At 56.6% G+C, this 16,594-nt stretch carries 15 protein-coding genes and 1 tRNA gene; 3 read left to right on the top strand and 13 right to left on the bottom strand.

Annotated features, from left to right (window positions below; all coding sequences use genetic code 11):
• Positions 1-61: 61 nt before the first annotated feature.
• From V5E99_RS07000 to V5E99_RS06955, 10 genes are all read right to left on the bottom strand, one after another.
• Positions 62-502, bottom strand: a complete 441-nt coding sequence (locus tag V5E99_RS07000) for a hypothetical protein (protein WP_499801783.1) — start codon at positions 500-502, stop codon at positions 62-64.
• Between the two features lie 98 nt (positions 503-600).
• Positions 601-1,107, bottom strand: coding sequence for a DUF4823 domain-containing protein (locus V5E99_RS06995; protein WP_499801782.1), 507 nt, complete (start codon positions 1,105-1,107; stop codon positions 601-603).
• A gap of 252 nt (positions 1,108-1,359) precedes the next feature.
• Positions 1,360-2,073, bottom strand: a complete 714-nt coding sequence (locus tag V5E99_RS06990; protein WP_499801781.1) for a phosphocholine cytidylyltransferase family protein — start codon at positions 2,071-2,073, stop codon at positions 1,360-1,362.
• Positions 2,074-2,109: 36 nt separating this feature from the next.
• Positions 2,110-2,697 (bottom strand): gamma-glutamyl-gamma-aminobutyrate hydrolase family protein, encoded by a 588-nt coding sequence (locus tag V5E99_RS06985; RefSeq protein ID WP_499801780.1) that lies wholly within the window; start codon positions 2,695-2,697, stop codon positions 2,110-2,112.
• Complete coding sequence (locus V5E99_RS06980) at positions 2,694-5,009, bottom strand: PEP-utilizing enzyme (RefSeq protein ID WP_499801779.1); 2,316 nt, start codon at positions 5,007-5,009, stop codon at positions 2,694-2,696. The genes V5E99_RS06985 and V5E99_RS06980 overlap by 4 nt, the downstream gene beginning before the upstream one ends.
• Before the next feature lie 5 nt (positions 5,010-5,014).
• Positions 5,015-5,764 carry a class I SAM-dependent methyltransferase gene (locus V5E99_RS06975; RefSeq protein WP_499801778.1) on the bottom strand — a complete coding sequence of 250 codons (750 nt, stop codon included), beginning with the start codon at positions 5,762-5,764 and terminating at the stop codon, positions 5,015-5,017.
• Positions 5,761-6,309 (bottom strand): adenylyl-sulfate kinase, encoded by a 549-nt coding sequence (locus V5E99_RS06970; RefSeq protein WP_499801777.1) that lies wholly within the window; start codon positions 6,307-6,309, stop codon positions 5,761-5,763. The genes V5E99_RS06975 and V5E99_RS06970 overlap by 4 nt, the downstream gene beginning before the upstream one ends.
• A 46-nt stretch (positions 6,310-6,355) precedes the next feature.
• The gene (locus V5E99_RS06965) at positions 6,356-7,546 is read right to left on the bottom strand and encodes a hypothetical protein (RefSeq protein ID WP_499801776.1); all 1,191 of its coding nucleotides are present in this window, start codon (positions 7,544-7,546) and stop codon (positions 6,356-6,358) included.
• Between the two features lie 595 nt (positions 7,547-8,141).
• A complete protein-coding gene (locus V5E99_RS06960) occupies positions 8,142-8,324 on the bottom strand; it encodes a hypothetical protein (RefSeq protein ID WP_499801775.1) in 183 nt (60 codons plus the stop codon).
• A gap of 323 nt (positions 8,325-8,647) precedes the next feature.
• Positions 8,648-8,737, bottom strand: a tRNA-Ser gene (locus V5E99_RS06955).
• Positions 8,738-9,045: 308 nt separating this feature from the next.
• On the opposite strand from V5E99_RS06955, the gene V5E99_RS06950 reads away from it, so the two are divergent.
• The 3 genes from V5E99_RS06950 (at position 9,046) to V5E99_RS06940 (ending at position 11,789) form a co-directional block, all read left to right on the top strand.
• Complete coding sequence (locus tag V5E99_RS06950; RefSeq protein WP_499801774.1) at positions 9,046-9,735, top strand: crotonase/enoyl-CoA hydratase family protein; 690 nt, start codon at positions 9,046-9,048, stop codon at positions 9,733-9,735.
• 213 nt (positions 9,736-9,948) lie between these two features.
• Positions 9,949-10,671, top strand: a complete 723-nt coding sequence (locus V5E99_RS06945; RefSeq protein WP_499801773.1) for a 1-acylglycerol-3-phosphate O-acyltransferase — start codon at positions 9,949-9,951, stop codon at positions 10,669-10,671.
• A 146-nt stretch (positions 10,672-10,817) separates the two neighbouring features.
• Positions 10,818-11,789, top strand: coding sequence for a magnesium and cobalt transport protein CorA (locus V5E99_RS06940; protein WP_499801772.1), 972 nt, complete (start codon positions 10,818-10,820; stop codon positions 11,787-11,789).
• 97 nt (positions 11,790-11,886) lie between these two features.
• Here the strand turns inward: V5E99_RS06940 and V5E99_RS06935 are convergent, their stop codons facing one another.
• The 3 genes from V5E99_RS06935 to V5E99_RS06925 form a co-directional block, all read right to left on the bottom strand.
• A complete protein-coding gene (locus tag V5E99_RS06935) occupies positions 11,887-12,609 on the bottom strand; it encodes an amidotransferase (protein ID WP_499801771.1) in 723 nt (240 codons plus the stop codon).
• A gap of 95 nt (positions 12,610-12,704) precedes the next feature.
• Positions 12,705-14,849, bottom strand: coding sequence for a 3-hydroxyacyl-CoA dehydrogenase NAD-binding domain-containing protein (locus V5E99_RS06930; protein ID WP_499801770.1), 2,145 nt, complete (start codon positions 14,847-14,849; stop codon positions 12,705-12,707).
• A 26-nt stretch (positions 14,850-14,875) separates the two neighbouring features.
• Complete coding sequence (locus V5E99_RS06925; RefSeq protein WP_499801769.1) at positions 14,876-16,081, bottom strand: acetyl-CoA C-acetyltransferase; 1,206 nt, start codon at positions 16,079-16,081, stop codon at positions 14,876-14,878.
• Positions 16,082-16,594: the final 513 nt, after the last annotated feature.

Here is a 16,594-nt window from a genome sequence, read left to right as displayed (position 1 = left end):
AGCGCACCAAAGGCCTGAATTACCTTCCTATTTTTCTTCTCGCTTGTTTATTTCAATTATTTTATTTAACAGGATTTTTTAGGGCGCCATATAGATATGAGTTAAACAGGATTGAGCATGCGGTAAAGTCATCCGATGCCTTGTTCAGACTCTCTATCGTCCAGAACGCTCCTTTTCTAAAAAGCCGTTGGGTTCCATCCGCATCACTTGCTGGGTTCCCATGCATAATCCCATTTCGCGTCTCCACCAACTTCAGAAACCATTTTCCTGTAGCTATGAATTTTTTACGCTCTCCAACGTCATGCCTGCGTCTAGCACGCGTTAGAAAATCTTTTGCAATATCGCCCCCAGTCTTTCTATTTAATGCATGGATATAGCCAGTACCCATGCGCTCACAGCACCAAACTGCATCCCATTCAAGCCGAGCGAAAGCATAAAGTGCGAGTCCTAAAGCTTGCAGATACTCATTTTCGACGGGAATACGAAACCGATCATTTTCCAAAAAACACCCCCTTGCGAACAAGCTGTACGACCTTCACGACTTATACCGCAGACAAGAAATCACTTATATCCTCAAAAATAAAATCTCACTCAGCACATTCAATACTGAGCCTTGATGTACTCCTCAATCGGTTTACTGAGCAAATCTTGCGGGTGGTCGCCTCCAAAAGTGGCCCATTTGCTTTTGCCTGAAACTATCGTCGACGCAAGCGGTTCGTCGCCCTCGCTTGCATATATCGCCAACTTCACTTCTATCTTGTCGGGAATGCCCGACCACTCCGTAGCTCTGTCCTCCCAATGCAAAATTTCGGGCACTACATAGTAGTCACTGCCAGATTTCTGCCGAATACAAGGGAGGTCAGCGCAGGAGTCAGAAACCTTCACATTGTTGGTATAGCGGGCAAACGCTGCTCGTACCGCTCCCGCCGTCATGACTCCTGACGTTTTATAGACCGTAGTCTCGTATCTTCCGTCAACGGGAGTTGCAATGGTGACGGATAGACCGTGGATCAACTTAACGGAGCTTGTAGTTAAGTCATCTTGAACATAGCGGGCAGTACAGCCAGACGCCAAGATCGATAAGAGGAATATTGAAGTTTTACGCATAGCGTCTCCATAAGCGTTGGTACAAATCGGTCAAACCTGCCAAGAAACAGAGACCCCGAATGCGACTAATACGCCACTACTTTATCTAGTTCACCAACGATGCGCCTTCGAATTATCGAGAAACGGAGACATCGACTAATCGATCTTCAGTCAAAGGGGCCGGGCGTCCAAAATAGGTGAGACGGAATTTTCCTCGCCTAGCCACTCGACCCGCCGAGAAAATCATCGACCACTCACTGTCGGTTATCCCGATTATTGATACAAAAAGAGATCCTCGGCCGAGTCCACCTCTCCCCACTCTCCAGTGTAGGCAACGGTTTGTATCGAAACCCGTCCCGCATCAATAACGTGCTGAAGCGTGTTGGTCATATGCACGCTGTCACACTTTTGCGGGGTCAACGCCGAGCGCAGTCGAACGATTTCTGCCCACCCTTCAGGCGTGAAACGCAGGAGCCCCATGTATTGGCCCTGAACATCGTCCACTGATTTGGGTTTATTGCCGATTTCCGCCAAGGTGCCGGTTGCTGTCAGGCGGAATGTTTCGGCATCCAGCAAGGGATCGCCAAAACGCTGCGTCCACAACGCCAGCCAATTCTGGTCATAGGTGACTGCCAGGGAAGCGTCGCTGGTCATCAGCGACTGGACCGCAGCGGCGCTGTAGAAGATGTCGGAATAACTCACGATGCACGGCTCTTGCTGCAACCAGGCTTCAGCGCAAGCCAATGACGACACCATGTTGGTGTTCGCCCAGCGTGGATTATGAAACTCGGTCAACCCCTGCTCTGCCAGCAACTCGCGTTTATAGCCTGTCACGATGGCGATCTCACTGATGCCGGCGCCGCGCAGCGCCTCAAGTTGCCAGGCCAGCAGCGTCTTGCCGCGCAACTCGACCATGCATTTCGGGCGTTCATCGGTGAGGCTTTTCATGCGACTGCCACGTCCGGCAGCCAAAATAATGGCTTTCACAACAGTTCTACCTCATGACATTTCAAATGCGCCGTTTCACTCACCAAACAACTCCTGCAACCGGTGAAGGTCGTGAGGTGCAAAAACGTCTTCTCGCTCCGGGTGCCACATCCAGCCTTCCCAAGGCAGGCTGAGGTGGCGGATGGCTTCGATTTCCCCATCCTCGCTACGTGCCGTGACCTCGAAGGGTTCCGGACAACCGGCCAGCGCCAGACCGTGATAACTGTTTACCTCGGCCACAATCTGTCCAGACAACTGATGGCGGGTTCGCACATGGCCCGTCACCGGTTTCAATTCACCACCCGACCAATGCGCGATCATCTGCATGCCCCGGCAAATACCCAGGACTGGCAGACCATGAGCCTGCGCATGGTCGAGCAGTCGGTTTTCGGTGAGGTCGCGCGCCGGACATTGGCCGATGTCATTCCCGCCCGAAAGCACAATGGCCTGTGGCGATAGCGTGCTGAGCCAGCCGTGCAGGGCATCCTGCAACCCGTTGGGGACCGGCACCGGCAAGTAGCCAGCGACCCGAAGAAAAGCGATCAGCCGCTGGTCGAGCGCATCACGGTTTTCGCCGCGCTCGGGAAATGCGTCCACACGCTGACTGACGACAACGACCTTCATGCGAGCATCTCCACCCAACGCCCAGGACAATCCAGATGCAGGCGCTGCGCCGTCGACCAGCGACGATAGAGCACTTCACCGGCACCAATAACCGCCGGCAGGCCCAGTTCGCCGGCGCGAATTGCCATGTGCGAATTGGCGCCGCCCCACGCCGTGATCAACCCGGCAATCGGGTAGGCAAACAACCAGTCAAACCCCGGGTCCGCATTGGGAATACAGACAATCGCCCCGGCGAGTTTGTCGCGGTCATCACTGCCAACCACGGCGGCCGTCACTTGTTTCTGGGTGATGAAGTTCGGGGCTGTTTCCGGCCATTCGAAGGACCAGACATCTTCAGGGCAGGTAATCACCGGCGGCAGCGAAACCTTGAGGGTCTCCTCGTAGCGGGCCTTGCCCTGTTCAATGCTGCGCAACAGCACATCCTTGGGGTCGACTGCTGCAATGTGCAGTTCCTTGAAAGCGCTGATGTCGCAAAAGGCAATGTCTTCACGGCTGATGCCATGCTGGGCGCCCACTTCGGCAATCAATGCCAAGGCATCCGACAGATTGCGGGTGAAGTGGAACTTGGCCAGCTCGCGCAATTCGATTCCCGCTTGCATGAAGTCCAGCAAACCGACCGGGTCTGGCTGCAAACCGTGCTCTTCCAGTTGCTGCACGATGGCGCGCATCTGTGGAAGGGTCAGCGAAAAGGGCGTGAGCGGTTCCGGCGCGTCCGGGCGCTGGGTCCAGTCAAAGTAAAGTTCCGGCGCCTCATCGTAACGGGGCGACAGAATGTCATACGTACCCGGGCGCAAGTGGCCATAGCGCGCGAGGAATGTCGTCTTGTCCAGCGTTGCCCGGTCACGCGCCAACTGACCGCTGACGGTCGAGACGCCCCCCATGAAGCAATCGTAGTCAGCCTGCGAGAACACGCCCACCGTCACCAGCGACTTAAGCATCTGCACCGCAACGAAGCCGGCGCGGGCCAGGCCGGCAAATGGCAGAGTGCCGTAGCGCTTGGCATCCTCCAGCAACCAGTAGATGCGCTCCAGCGGATCGGCGTTGGAGGCCAGCAGCGCTTCGCGTCGTGCATTGAGGATGTCGAGCTTATTGGCATCGGCGCGCCATAGACCGTCCTTGGGATGCACGATGCGGTTGGTCAGCTTGCGCAAACTGCTGCTGATGGCTTCCAGTTCGTGCTCCTGAAAACCGGCACTGGCCAAACGTTCCAGCCGCTGGGACAAATCCAGTGTGTAGCAAGAAAAAACGATCTCGAACTCGACCTTATCGTGCAGCGTCGGTTCGTCCAGCAGCCGATCGATATAGTGATCGACCAGCCGCCCGGCCAGCCCCTCATCGAGGTCTGCCGGAATGAACGAGTTAAAGGACAAGCGCACATCGATGTACGGCAACCCGAAGAAATGCGGCATCAGCGGGAAGCTGCGCAGGTTGCGGTAGCCATAGTTATGGCGCTGGTAAGCCCAGATGGAGTCGGTCACCAAATCCCGGTACAGCGAGAGCGCGAGCGGTTTGGGCCGGATACCGATAATCTCGGCCGGATTCCAGTCCGGCATCACGCCATAGACCGTGCGCTGCCCCATCAGGAATGGATGCGGCTGCATGCCCCGCGCGACCTTGCGCTGAATGCTGTCCAGCCGCGCGGCCTGGTCTGTTTCGGACTCCGCAGCGGCTGGCAAAATCAGCGGCCGGGCTTGTAACAGCCACAGCACCTCGCCCTCGGCTTCGCGGGTGACAGCAAACTCGCAATCGACCGGTGCGCCATCGAACAACGCCAGCAACTCTTCGAGCAAGGCAACGATCGGGGCGAGACTTGGCGGCGGCGGCACTTCGCTGCGCGCCGCCTGCTGCCACAACCGACCGCCCATGCCACTGGTGACCGATGCGGTGTCGCTGCCTTCAGACCAGTTCACCACCCGATACGGCGCACAGGTATTCGGGTCGTGGGAAAAGGCGACGCCGGAGCGAAGCACATTCCTCAACATCGGCTGAATCAGCACTTCGTCTGCCGGGTGCGCATCGCCATAACTGGCGATCACCTGTTCAATCGCCGATTCCAAAGCGGCTTCGCTGACATCCGGAATCGAGAGAAAAGCCCCCGCGCAGGACGCTTGCGCGCCATCTTCGCGCAGACAACTGGAGCGCACGATCCACGGCCCGGCGCCCAGTTGTCCGCAGATATCACGAAAACAGGCGTGCCGCCCCGTCTGCCATTCCCTCACGGTGAATGACAGCAAGGGCGCAATACGAGCCGACCTGAGCCGCTCCTGAAGGCCGATCAATGTGCCGGCCTTGGTCGAGAAATGCAGCGACATCGGCCTTATCTCAACTGAGCAACCCAGATATTGGTCGAGTACGGAATCAGGATCGAGGCCGTATCAAGGCTTTGCAGGTAATCATCGATGGCGCTGATCACTTCATGGAAGTTGGCGCCCGCTTGACGCTCCAGCGTCGCATGGGAACGCCAGGCTTCCAGGCACTCTGCGATGGTTTGTTCGTGGATGACCCGCGCATCCAGATGCACAACCGGACCGAACAGCGCGCTGGCGTCGATGACGGCGGTTTGATCTTCACGACGAGTACCGTAGCCGTAGCCTGGCACTCGTTCCTTGATGATGGCTTCAATCCGGGCCTGGATCGAATCATCAAGATTGCGATGATTCCACATGCAGGCAAACCAGCCCCGAGGCTTGAGAATGCGCGCGGTTTCCTTGAGCGCCTGCTGACGGTCGCAGACATTGAAGGAACTGCCGAAAGTGACCATGTCGAACGCTTCGGATGCTTGCCCGGTGTCTTCACCAGTGCCTTCATGCCAACGGACATTAGTCAGCTCAGCGGTGCGCTTGATGCCATTGGCGCGCATCGCATCATTCGGCTCCACAGCGACAACATCCAGGCCACGAGCCGCGAGCATCAAGGTCAGGTGGGCAACACCCGCGCCGACATCGCAAAACTTGTCGCCCTGCTCGGCACCGGCGATCGAAAGCATCGCGTCGATTGCGGCATCGGCGTAGTCAGGACGTTTCAAATAAGCGTCGGCGAGGGTGGAGTAATCCCATTCGGTTTTCATACCAACTTCCTTTTTAAAAAATGGTGGAGCACGTTATCAGTCAGCGTCTCTAAAGAGCGGTGTGGATCGAACTCCACCACCCAGTCTGCCGCGTCCGGTTCATCAATCGACAAATCAAGCCCCGCGACATTGTTCAACTCGCCAGCGTCGAAGCGGCGATAGATTCCCTTGGGGTCCCGGCGGCGTAGCTCCGCCACCGGCACCTTCAAATAAACCTCGAAATAACCCGGCAAGTGAGCACGGTTCCAGGCATGGACTTCACGGAACAACGAAATCGTGGCGATTACGACGGTGTGTCCTTGTGCCGCAATCACCCTGCACAGATGGGCGTATTGCAGGGCCAGCGCCAAGCGCCCTTCCCGCCCATGATTTTGCGAGTTGGCCGCTGCAGCACCAAAGACGTCACGCAGTTCATCCCCGTCCAGCATGACCACCGAGCGGCCATGGCTTCGAAGCCCGGCCACAAACGCCTGGGCCAACGTTGATTTGCCCGCGCCCGACAGACCGGTTATCCACACTACTTGCCCGGCAACGTCACCTTTCATATCGACCTGACTCACTCGCGGTTTATAAGTGTTAATTGCCTACTGTCTATGAAGGCTGCAGTACACATCGTTGGTCTTCGATCTCGCTGGCTTTTCCAGAAGAATCGATGACTACATAGCGAAAATCAGACTCATGCAGCTTCTGAACCAGATCCTGGAACACCTCATCCGGGTGCTGCCGCCCGCCGTATTCCGAGGCATAGAACTTCTTGTAAATAGAGTAGCTTTGCTCGGAGTTCAGCAACTCAAGCCCCAGCACCAGATCTTTTAGCTCATCACCGTTTTTAGCGATGGGCAGCAAATTATCCATTTGTTCCAGCCAGGCATTAACGACCGGATGGATTTCATTGGTTTCCGGAACATAATAAATGGGTAGTTTGCAAGTATTCAGCATAAAGGAAACACCACCACTTGAGGCATCCGTGATGAGGGTGTCACATTGCTGATAGAAATCTTTACTGCTGCCTTTAGTCGTATCTATTGTGATCCATTGATACGGCGTCAGCTTTTCACACATTTCCCTTACATACGGTCGCGTAAAGTCTGTCATGTAGGGACGCAAGATAAAGGTCGCATGCGGAATCTGCGACTTCACGGAATTAATGACCACTTCCATATTTTCATATAAGGAAGCGCCACCTGGGCATATACCTACCTGGGTCGGCAGAAGACCCACGACATACGTCCCGGGAGTCCGCTGGATCTCAGGAGCGGACTTGAACGGTTCGGATATTTTGACGGGCGACACTGAGATTAAACTTGTTTTTCGCAGGTCCGAACGCAACGTATTATTTGCCGCCGAAATACGCGATGCGCTCCTTTCATGCCGATAAAGCTGCAAGCCTGATTTAATCAACTCTGAAAGGGATTGAGAGGAAGAAACAACTGCATCCAAATACGATATCAACTCAGAAAAATAGTACCGATCCTTGACCGGCATACCGACATTGCCATGCGCAATAAAAATGCAAAAATTTGAATCATCAAGAACCCGCCCGACCCAGGCATCATTTGAAATAACGACTTGCGATTTCAACGTCGAGATAAAATTCAGATCCACTTCTTCAACTGGAAAATTCAGCAACTGCTCGGCATCGAGCTTGCTTACCCCAGCACTGGCTGTTTGAAGTACAACACAGTTATATTGATTACGAAGAGCATTAAGCGCGGGCAGCAAATATTCAAGATAGGTCTTTCCGCCATTCTTGACGTTACTGATCAAGTAAACGTTTTTCATAAATTACACGTGCACCTTCAAAGCTATCCCAGGCAAGCCAGGTTTAGGCCAAGTAAACGCACAGAAAAGAAGAAGCATTTGATCCAGCCCCAGCGCATCTCCCTTTAGCACGTGTACATCCTTGTTGTGAGGCAATCGAACTCGTTGCAAAGTCAATAACAGGGCTCAGGCCCAGGCCGAAAAACGGCGTCAATATAGCACGCGGTGGCAAATTGACACCGTTCAGAAGGGCAAATATTTTCGCCTGCTACGGCTTTAGGATGCGGGCTCTGTGCTTGTGAGGTTACTTCCTGCAAGCGGGCAGGCTATCTGCAGTGTTTGGTGACTATCGACCTCGGAGGGCGCTTTCATAAGAGTGCGCTGATGGTTCCGGGCGGTCGAGGAAGCGCGAAACTTCGCAGAAGCTGACACCGGAAGTATCAAGGTTGAGGATTGGCATTTCCTCAGGATTGAATCTCTCTTACCCTCTTGATTCCTCTCTTCTGTCGGTTTTATCACTTCCCCAAAGCATGAGGTAAACAGTCTGGCCCGTGCGCACAATGCCTGTTGATTTTTGCCGTCTGAATCGAGCTCCGATAGTCATCAGGAAGAAAGATCAGAGAAACTTGATCAAAACCGTTGTGACCGTCGCCACCGCGCCTATGAGCCCAGTCGCAACAGCCACCGGATACCAAAAAGTTTTACGGGTCATCTTGCCCGCTTCGGCGTTCAGCTTGCGTTGCTCCGCCATCAGCTTGACGATTTCCACATGAATCTTTTCCAGTTCGGCCTGCCGCATGGTGAGTGCCTGTATTGTGTGCGTCTTTCCGTCCGGGTAATGAAGTGTGCTGCTCGTTGATTCATTTTGCCCCCCAAAGACGCATAACGAACACCCCTCCCCAAAGTGCCCACATTGAAGCACCAAAACCCATGAAAGCCGCCAGCCACCTGGTGTTACCTGTGCTCCGTCCTACGCACCATGCATTTTTCCTACATCGATTTCAGAAGACTCTTCGCTGATAGCCCACCAGACATCAGCTTCGTCAGACATGAAATTCAGACGCCAGAAACCACAAAACCCCTGGTTTCTTTCGAAACCAGGGGTTTTGCTTACATCGAATTTGGCGGTGAAGGAGAGATTCGAACTCTCGATACAATTTCTTGTATACACACTTTCCAGGCGTGCTCCTTAAGCCACTCGGACACTTCACCGTATCTCTTCAAACATGTTCTGTCTGTCGAGGCGCGCTAATGTAGTCGAAAGCTTTTCTGATGGCAAACTTTTTTTTGAGAATTTTCATGTGCTTAGCGTTTTAGTCGTTCCGGTGGACTTCGGGCCATGGCAAACCTGCCAATCTCCGGCGTCGCGCCCTCTTCTATATAGAGGGGAATGCACGGCCGGCATGGCGGGCTACGCCTGACGGGCGGGTAAAGGGTGACCGGCGGGTCAGTCACGGCGCTTTACCTGGCCTGCGGCGGTGGGTAACGTCTGCCTCAACTTTCATACAAGGAATAGCGTCATGAGTGAGTTAGTTTCCTACCACCTCGAAGACGGTATCGCGACCCTGACGTTGAGCAATGGCAAGGTCAACGCCATTTCCCCGGACGTGATTACGGCGTTTAACGCTGCGCTGGATCAGGCTGTGACTGATCGTGCGGTGGTGATCATTACCGGTACGCCAGGGATTCTGTCGGGCGGTTACGACTTGAAGGTAATGACGGCCGGCCCGAAAGAAGCCGTGGCGCTGGTGACGGCCGGTTCGACCTTGGCTCGTCGCCTGCTGTCGCACCCGTTCCCGGTCATCGTGGCGTGCCCGGGGCATGCGGTGGCCAAAGGTGCGTTCCTGTTGTTGTCGGCGGATTACCGCATCGGTGTCGATGGCCCGTTCAGCATTGGCCTGAACGAAGTGCAGATCGGCATGACCATGCACCACGCCGGCATCGAACTGGCCCGTGATCGCTTGAGCAACGCCGCGCTGCATCGCTCGGTGATCAATGGCGAGATGTTCAATCCGCAAAGCGCAATCGCCGCGGGTTTCCTCGATGTGGTGGTGTCGGCTGAGGAACTGCAAGGCGCTGCGCTGGCAGCGGCGCGTCAGTTGAAGAAGATCAACATGACTGCCCACAAGAACACCAAGCTGAAAGTGCGCAAGGCACTGCTGGAGACGCTGGACAACGCGATCATCCAGGATCAGGAACATTTGGGTTAAGCCAACACCTGCTAAAACGAAAGGCCCGACCGTCGTGTCGGGCTTTTTCTTACGTGTTCTGTTGAAAAGGCTGTAACCGCTCTAGGCCGCGTCTGACCCACAAGTCGGAAACATGCGCTTAAACATCGCCTATCTCCTACCTCTATAGCAGCAATTGCCGAAAACAGTGCACATCCGTACACTGCGCCACCTTTTGTCCCGGTGGGCCTGTAAATGCTGTTTGCGTTTCGTATGTTATTGATGGGCCTGCACTTTATTCTGGCCGGTGTGCTTGGGGTGATTCTTGGCCTGTGCCGACCGTTCAACCCGGACAACAGCCGTTTATGCGCGCGTCTGTATGCCTGGCCGGCGATGTGTATTTTGCGTTTGCGAGTGAAGACCGAGGTCGGTCCGTTGATGGACAAGCCCGAGAGCTGCGTGATCATCGCCAACCACCAGTCCAACTACGACCTGTTCGTGTTCGGCAACGTGGTGCCCCGCCGCACCGTGTGCATCGGCAAGAAAAGCCTGAAGTGGGTGCCGCTGTTCGGCCAATTGTTCTGGCTGGCGGGCAATGTATTGATCGACCGTGGCAACGCGCACAAGGCGCGCCAGTCGATGCTCACTACCACCCACACCTTGCAACACGAAGACACGTCGATCTGGGTGTTCCCGGAAGGCACGCGCAACTTCGGCGAAGAGTTGTTGCCGTTCAAGAAAGGCGCGTTCCAGATGGCGATTGCCGCCGGGGTGCCGATCGTACCGGTGTGTGTCAGCAGTTACGTCAAACACATGCGATTGAACCGCTGGCGCAGTGGGAACATTCTGATTCGTTCGCTGCCGGCGATTCCTACCGCCGGGCTGAGCATGGACGACATGCCCCTGTTGATCGCCCAGTGCCGCGAGCAGATGCGCGAATGCATCGCCTCGATGGATCGGCAACTGCAAGCTGCTTGAAAAAAAACCCGCCCAGTGCGGGTTTTCTTTTGCTCGCGAACTTTGCCGGCGAACGCCAAAGATTTCACTGAGTCTCAAGCAACAGACAAGGCTAAGCTGAACACTGCCTGCCACTGCCATCTGCTAATAAGAAGTGAACCACCATCATGGGTAGAGTTGTTGCTGCTGCGGTTTACAGCGCCGGTAAAAAAATCACCAATATCACCCTCGACGAAGGCGCCGCCTGGGCGGCCAAGACCGGGCACTTTGTCTGGATCGGCCTCGAAGAGCCCAACGCCCAGGAGCTGAGCAACCTGCAACGCCAGTTCAACCTGCACGAACTGGCCATCGAAGACGCCCTGGAAAAACACAGCCGACCGAAGCTGGAAACCTTCGGCGATGCGCTGTTTATCGTCACGTACTCGCCGATTCGCCATGAAGGCAAACTGGAGTTCATCGAGACTCATATTTTTGCCGGCAAGGGCTACATCATCACCGCCCGCAACGGTCACTCGGCGTCCTACGCCCATGTCCGCCAACGCTGTGAGGCGCGTCCGATTTTGTTGGAGCACGGGGAAGATTTCGTGCTCTACGCGATCCTCGATTTCGTGATCGAAAATTACCAGCCCGTCGGCGAAGCGATTCATGCCGAGATCGATGAGCTGGAGCGCAACGTCCTGTGCAGCGCGTTGAATGAACACGACATCCAGAAACTCCACAGCCTGCGTCGCGACGTACTGCGCTTGCGCCGCTATGCCGCGCCGATGGTGGAGATCGGTGAGGAGTTGCAGAAGCTGAGTTTCCCGTTCATCGACAAGAACATGCGGCCGTATTTCCGCGATGTGCAGATCCACGTAACGCGGCAGATGGAAGACCTGACGACCCTGGCCGATATCGCCAGCCAAACGATAGAGGTCGGGGTGTTACTCGAAGCATCACGTCAGAGCGTGGTGCAGCGCAAGTTTGCGGCGTGGGCGGCGATTCTGGCATTCCCGACGGCAGTGGCCGGGATTTACGGGATGAATTTCCAGAACATGCCGGAGCTGAGTTGGCATTACGGGTATTTCGCGGTATTGGGGTTTATTGCCGTGGGGTGTGTGAGTTTGTGGGCGAGTTTCAAGCGGTCTGGGTGGTTGTAGTCGGGACCGAGGCGTATCCAACATTCGCGGGCGAGCCTCGCTCCTACAGGTCATCAACGTCCTGTAGGAGCGAGGCTCGCCCGCGAAGCTTTTAGCTTTAAACAGTTTCTGGCTTATGCGCCACAAACCGCATCATCCACTCCGCCACGGTAGCGCCGTGATGTGCATGCTCAAGGCTCGCCACACCCTTGGAATAAATCTGCTCACCCAGATGCTGCTGGCGAATCTCCAGCAACGCCCGTGAGTAGTCGTGAATGAACTCCGGATGCCCCTGGAAGCACAGCACCTGATCGTTGATGTGGTACGCGGCAAACGGGCAGAAATCACTGGATGCAATGACCGTGGCGTTTTCTGGCAGCACCGTCACCTGATCCTGGTGGCTGATCAGCAACGTCAGCTCCTCCACCACCGGGCTCATCCACGGCGCCTTGGCCGCGAGTTTGTAGTTGTGGGTGCCGACACCCCAGCCCTGAGTCGCCCGCTCGCTCTTGCCACCCAGCAGCAAGGCCAGCAGTTGATGGCCGAAGCACACGCCCAACAGTTTGTCGCCGCGCTCGTAGCGGGTCAGCAAGTACGTCTTGAGGGTTTCAATCCACGGGTCGGTACCGAAGGAATCGGCTTTGCTGCCGGTGACCAGATAGGCGTCGAATGTCAGCTCATCGCTGGGATAGTCGCCTTGCATCACGTTGTAGACGGTGAACTCGGCAGCGATGGGTTGCTGCGAAAACAGACGCTGGAACATCTGCCCGTAACCCTGATATTGATCGACCAGTTCCGGACGCAGGATGTCGGTTTCCAGAATGCAGATGCGTAACGACATAAAAAATACCTGACACGTGATGGGAATAATGCACACCCCAGAGCCTGCCTTGAAACACGGTAACAAGGCAAGCCCCGCAATGGCTCATCGATCCCTCAGAACGCCTCCCCTTTGGCGGCTTTGTCCAGCAGCAGCGCCGGTGGGGCGAAGCGTTCGCCGTATTGCTCGGCCAGGTATTGGGCGCGGGCGACGAAGTCTTTCACGCCATATTGGTTGATGAATTGCAGCGCGCCGCCGGTCCAGGCTGCGAAGCCGATCCCGAAGATCGAACCGACGTTGGCATCCGCCGTCGAGGTCAGCACGCCCTCCTCCACACAGCGCACGGTTTCGATGGCTTGCACGAACAGCAGGCGATCACGCACATCCTTCGGCGAGATCTGCCCGTCAGCCCTCTCGAAACGGCTTTTCAGCTCCGGCCACAGATGTTTCTGGCCACCGGCCGGGTAATCGTAGAAACCACCGCCAGCGGCCTTGCCCGGACGTTTGTATTCGTTGAGCAGCAAGTCAATCACGGCAAACGCCGGATGCTCAATCGGCGGTTTCCCTTCCGCAAGTAGGTCTTTGGCCGTTTGCTGACGGATATGGCTCATCAGGCTGAGGGAAACTTCGTCGGAGATCGCCAGAGGCCCGATGGGCATGCCAGCCTTGCGCGCTTCGGTCTCAATCATCGGCGCGCTCACGCCTTCACCGAGCATGGCGATACCTTCATTGGTGAAGGTGCCAAACACCCGCGAGGTAAAGAAGCCGCGACTGTCGTTGACCACAATCGGGGTTTTCTTGATTTGCAGGACGAAGTCGAAACCGCGAGCCAGGGTTTCGTCACTGGTGTTCGCGCCTTTGATGATTTCCACCAGGGGCATTTTTTCCACGGGGCTGAAGAAATGCAGGCCGATGAATTTGCTCTGGTCTGGCACCGCAGTGGCGAGGCCGCTGATCGGCAGGGTCGAGGTGTTGGAGGCGATCACCGCGTCCGGGCCGACAACTTTTTGGGCCGCCGAGGACACTTTGGCTTTCAGCTCGCGATCTTCGAACACCGCTTCAATGATCAGGTCGCAACCCGCCAGATCCGCATCGTGTTCCGTGGTGTGAATCCGCGCCAACACTGCGTCTCGCTGCTCGACACTCAACTGGCCACGGGAGACTTTCTTGTCCAGCAGCGCCGCCGAGTGCGCCTTGCCCTTCTCTGCCGCCGCCAGATTGATGTCCTTGAGCACCACATCAATGCCGGCCGAGGCGCTGACGAAAGCGATCCCCGCGCCCATCATCCCCGCGCCGAGTACGCCGACTTTTTTAGTCACGTAAGGCGCAAAGCCCTGGGGCCGCGAGCCGCCCGCATTGATCTCATTGAGTTGGAACCAGAAGGTGCCGATCAGGTTTTTCGACACCTGAGCGGTGGTCAACTCGGTGAAGTAACGGGTTTCGATCAGGTGCGCCGTATCGAAATCCACCTGGGCGCCTTCCACCGCAGCGCAAAGGATTTTCTCTGGCGCCGGCAGGGTGCCTTGGGTTTTGTTGCGCAGAATCGACGGTGCAATGGCCAGCATTTGCGCGACTTTCGGGTTCGACGGCGTGCCGCCCGGGATCTGATAACCCTTGACGTCCCAACGCTGCACGGCGCTCGGATTGGCCTGAATCCACGCCCGCGACTTCGCCAGCAGTTCATCATGATCCGCCGCCAGCTCATCGATCAAACCGGCCTGCAACGCCTGCTGCGGCCGGACTTTTTTACCTTCGAGCAAGTACGGCAAGGCTTTTTCAAGGCCCAGCATGCGGACCATACGCACCACCCCGCCGCCGCCCGGCAGCAAGCCCAGCGTCACTTCCGGCAAGCCGAGTTGCACCGATGCATTGTCCAGCGCCACACGATGATGGCAGGCCAGGCAGATTTCCCACCCGCCGCCCAGTGCCGCGCCGTTGATCGCGGCGACCACCGGTTTGCCGAGGGTTTCCAGGGTGCGCAGTTGCGCTTTAAGCGTGAGCACCATGTCGTAGAAGGCTTTGGCTTCGGGTTTGCCGACCTTGATCAGTTCATTGAGGTCGCCGCCGGCAAAGAACGTCTTTTTGGCCGAGGTGATGATCACGCCGGCAATGCTGTCCTTTTCCGCGACCAATTGGGCGACGCAGGCAGCCATGGCCTCGCGGTACACCGCGTTCATGGTGTTAGCGCTCTGGCCCGGCATGTCGATGGTCAGGACGACAATCTGGTCCTGACCTTTTTCGTAACGAATGGCTTCAGTCATGAAAAGTTTTCCTAAGAAATCGGGGCTCAGAGGCGTTCGATGATGGTGGCAATGCCCATGCCGCCGCCGACACACAGGGTCGCGAGGCCATAGCGCAGGCGCCGGGTTTCCAGTTCATCGAGCAGGGTGCCGAGGATCGCGCAACCGGTGGCGCCCAGCGGGTGGCCCATGGCGATCGAGCCGCCGTTGACGTTGACCTTGTCCGGGTCGATGGCCATGTCCTTGATGAATTTCAACACCACCGAGGCGAAGGCTTCGTTGACCTCGAACAGATCGATGTCTTCAACCCGCAACCCGGCCTTGGCCAAGGCTTTGCGAGTGGCCGGTGCCGGGCCGGTGAGCATGATGGTCGGGTCGGTGCTGGTGACTGCCGTGGCCACGATCCGCGCCCGTGGCTGCAAGCCCAGCGCCCGGCCCTTGGCCTCGGAGCCAATCAGCATCAGCGCGGCGCCGTCGACGATCCCGGAGCTGTTGCCCGGCGTGTGGACGTGGTTGATCCGCTCCACATGGCTATAAACCCGCAGCGCCGTGGCGTCGAAGCCCATTTGCCCCATCATTTCGAAACTCGGCTTGAGTTTGCCCAGGCCTTCCAGGGTCGAGTCGGCGCGGATGAATTCATCGTGATCGAGCAGGATGATGCCGTTCTGGTCCTGCACCGGTATCAACGACTTGTTGAACGAACCGTCCGCCCGGGCCCGCGCGGCTTTTTGCTGGGAATGCAACGCGTAGGCATCGACGTCCTGGCGGCTGAAGCCTTCAAGTGTGGCGATCAGGTCGGCGCCGACGCCTTGCGGGGTGAAGTGGCTGTGCAGGTTGGTTTCCGGGTCCAGCGCCCACGCGCCGCCGTCGCTGCCCATGGGCACCCGGGACATCGACTCGACGCCGCCGACCACCACCAGGTCTTCGAAACCGGAGCGGACTTTCATCGCGCCGAGGTTCACCGCCTCCAGGCCCGAGGCGCAGAAGCGGTTGATCTGCACGCCGGCCACGCTGACGTCCCAATCGGCGACCTGGGTCGCAGTCTTGGCAATGTCCGAGCCTTGATCGCCAATCGGCGTAACGCAACCGAGCACCACGTCATCGACCTGGCTGGTGTCGAGGGACGTGCGCTGCTGCAACGCCGTCAGCAACCCGGCCACCAGGTTCACCGGTTTGACGCTGTGCAACGCGCCATCGGCCTTGCCTTTGCCACGGGGCGTGCGTAGCGCGTCGAAAATCAAAGCTTGGGTCATGACGTCCTCGAACCTGATGGTGGATATGAAAATCAAAAACAAGATCAAAAGATCGCAGCCTTCGGCAGCTCCTACACACCATAAGCCGCACGGCTGCGGATTCAATGACCGCACCGCTCACAGACGTTGACGGTCACGCTCAGACGGACGGTAGTCAGCTATCGGATTAACCGATTCAGGTGACGAAGCTGTCTAGCAAACGGTCGCCCAAGAAGCTGGCAATAGGCCTCATGCCTTTTTAAGCGCTTTCAACGCTTACACCATACGAAATGGATCTAAACCAAGCGTGACGCGGGCTCTAAGGTGAACTTGTACGAAGTTGTCGTCGGGTTTTGCCGAGGCACTCGTCTGACAGGAAGTGAAACGCTCTGCCGTCATGGAGATATGCAGGCAGGCATCAGGAAATAACAAAAAAGGCGGTCAGCCATGTTCAAACATTCGAAAGTACGTCAAGCGGGACTCATTCTGTTCGCCACCACGCTGTTGTTGATTTTGCCGAACCTGACCAAGGTA

Source organism: Janthinobacterium sp. LPB2021202312-11-4 (assembly GCF_037049705.1).
Taxonomy (GTDB): domain Bacteria; phylum Pseudomonadota; class Gammaproteobacteria; order Pseudomonadales; family Pseudomonadaceae; genus Aquipseudomonas.
Note: the sequence above shows the minus strand (reverse complement) of the source record. Positions and strands in the feature narration are given on the sequence as shown.

Bases quoted from the DNA above. Each gene is read 5' to 3' on its own strand.
- V5E99_RS06995 (WP_499801782.1), bottom strand. From the start codon at position 1,107: ATGCGTAAAACTTCAATATTCCTCTTATCGATCTTGGCGTCTGGCTGT.
- V5E99_RS06985 (WP_499801780.1), bottom strand. From the start codon at position 2,697: ATGAAGGTCGTTGTCGTCAGTCAGCGTGTGGACGCATTTCCCGAGCGC.
- V5E99_RS06980 (WP_499801779.1), bottom strand. From the start codon at position 5,009: ATGTCGCTGCATTTCTCGACCAAGGCCGGCACATTGATCGGCCTTCAG.
- V5E99_RS06975 (WP_499801778.1), bottom strand. From the start codon at position 5,764: ATGAAAACCGAATGGGATTACTCCACCCTCGCCGACGCTTATTTGAAA.
- V5E99_RS06970 (WP_499801777.1), bottom strand. From the start codon at position 6,309: ATGAAAGGTGACGTTGCCGGGCAAGTAGTGTGGATAACCGGTCTGTCG.
- V5E99_RS06965 (WP_499801776.1), bottom strand. From the start codon at position 7,546: ATGAAAAACGTTTACTTGATCAGTAACGTCAAGAATGGCGGAAAGACC.
- V5E99_RS06960 (WP_499801775.1), bottom strand. From the start codon at position 8,324: ATGCGGCAGGCCGAACTGGAAAAGATTCATGTGGAAATCGTCAAGCTG.
- V5E99_RS06950 (WP_499801774.1), top strand. From the start codon at position 9,046: ATGAGTGAGTTAGTTTCCTACCACCTCGAAGACGGTATCGCGACCCTG.
- V5E99_RS06945 (WP_499801773.1), top strand. From the start codon at position 9,949: ATGCTGTTTGCGTTTCGTATGTTATTGATGGGCCTGCACTTTATTCTG.
- V5E99_RS06940 (WP_499801772.1), top strand. From the start codon at position 10,818: ATGGGTAGAGTTGTTGCTGCTGCGGTTTACAGCGCCGGTAAAAAAATC.
- V5E99_RS06935 (WP_499801771.1), bottom strand. From the start codon at position 12,609: ATGTCGTTACGCATCTGCATTCTGGAAACCGACATCCTGCGTCCGGAA.
- V5E99_RS06930 (WP_499801770.1), bottom strand. From the start codon at position 14,849: ATGACTGAAGCCATTCGTTACGAAAAAGGTCAGGACCAGATTGTCGTC.
- V5E99_RS06925 (WP_499801769.1), bottom strand. From the start codon at position 16,081: ATGACCCAAGCTTTGATTTTCGACGCGCTACGCACGCCCCGTGGCAAA.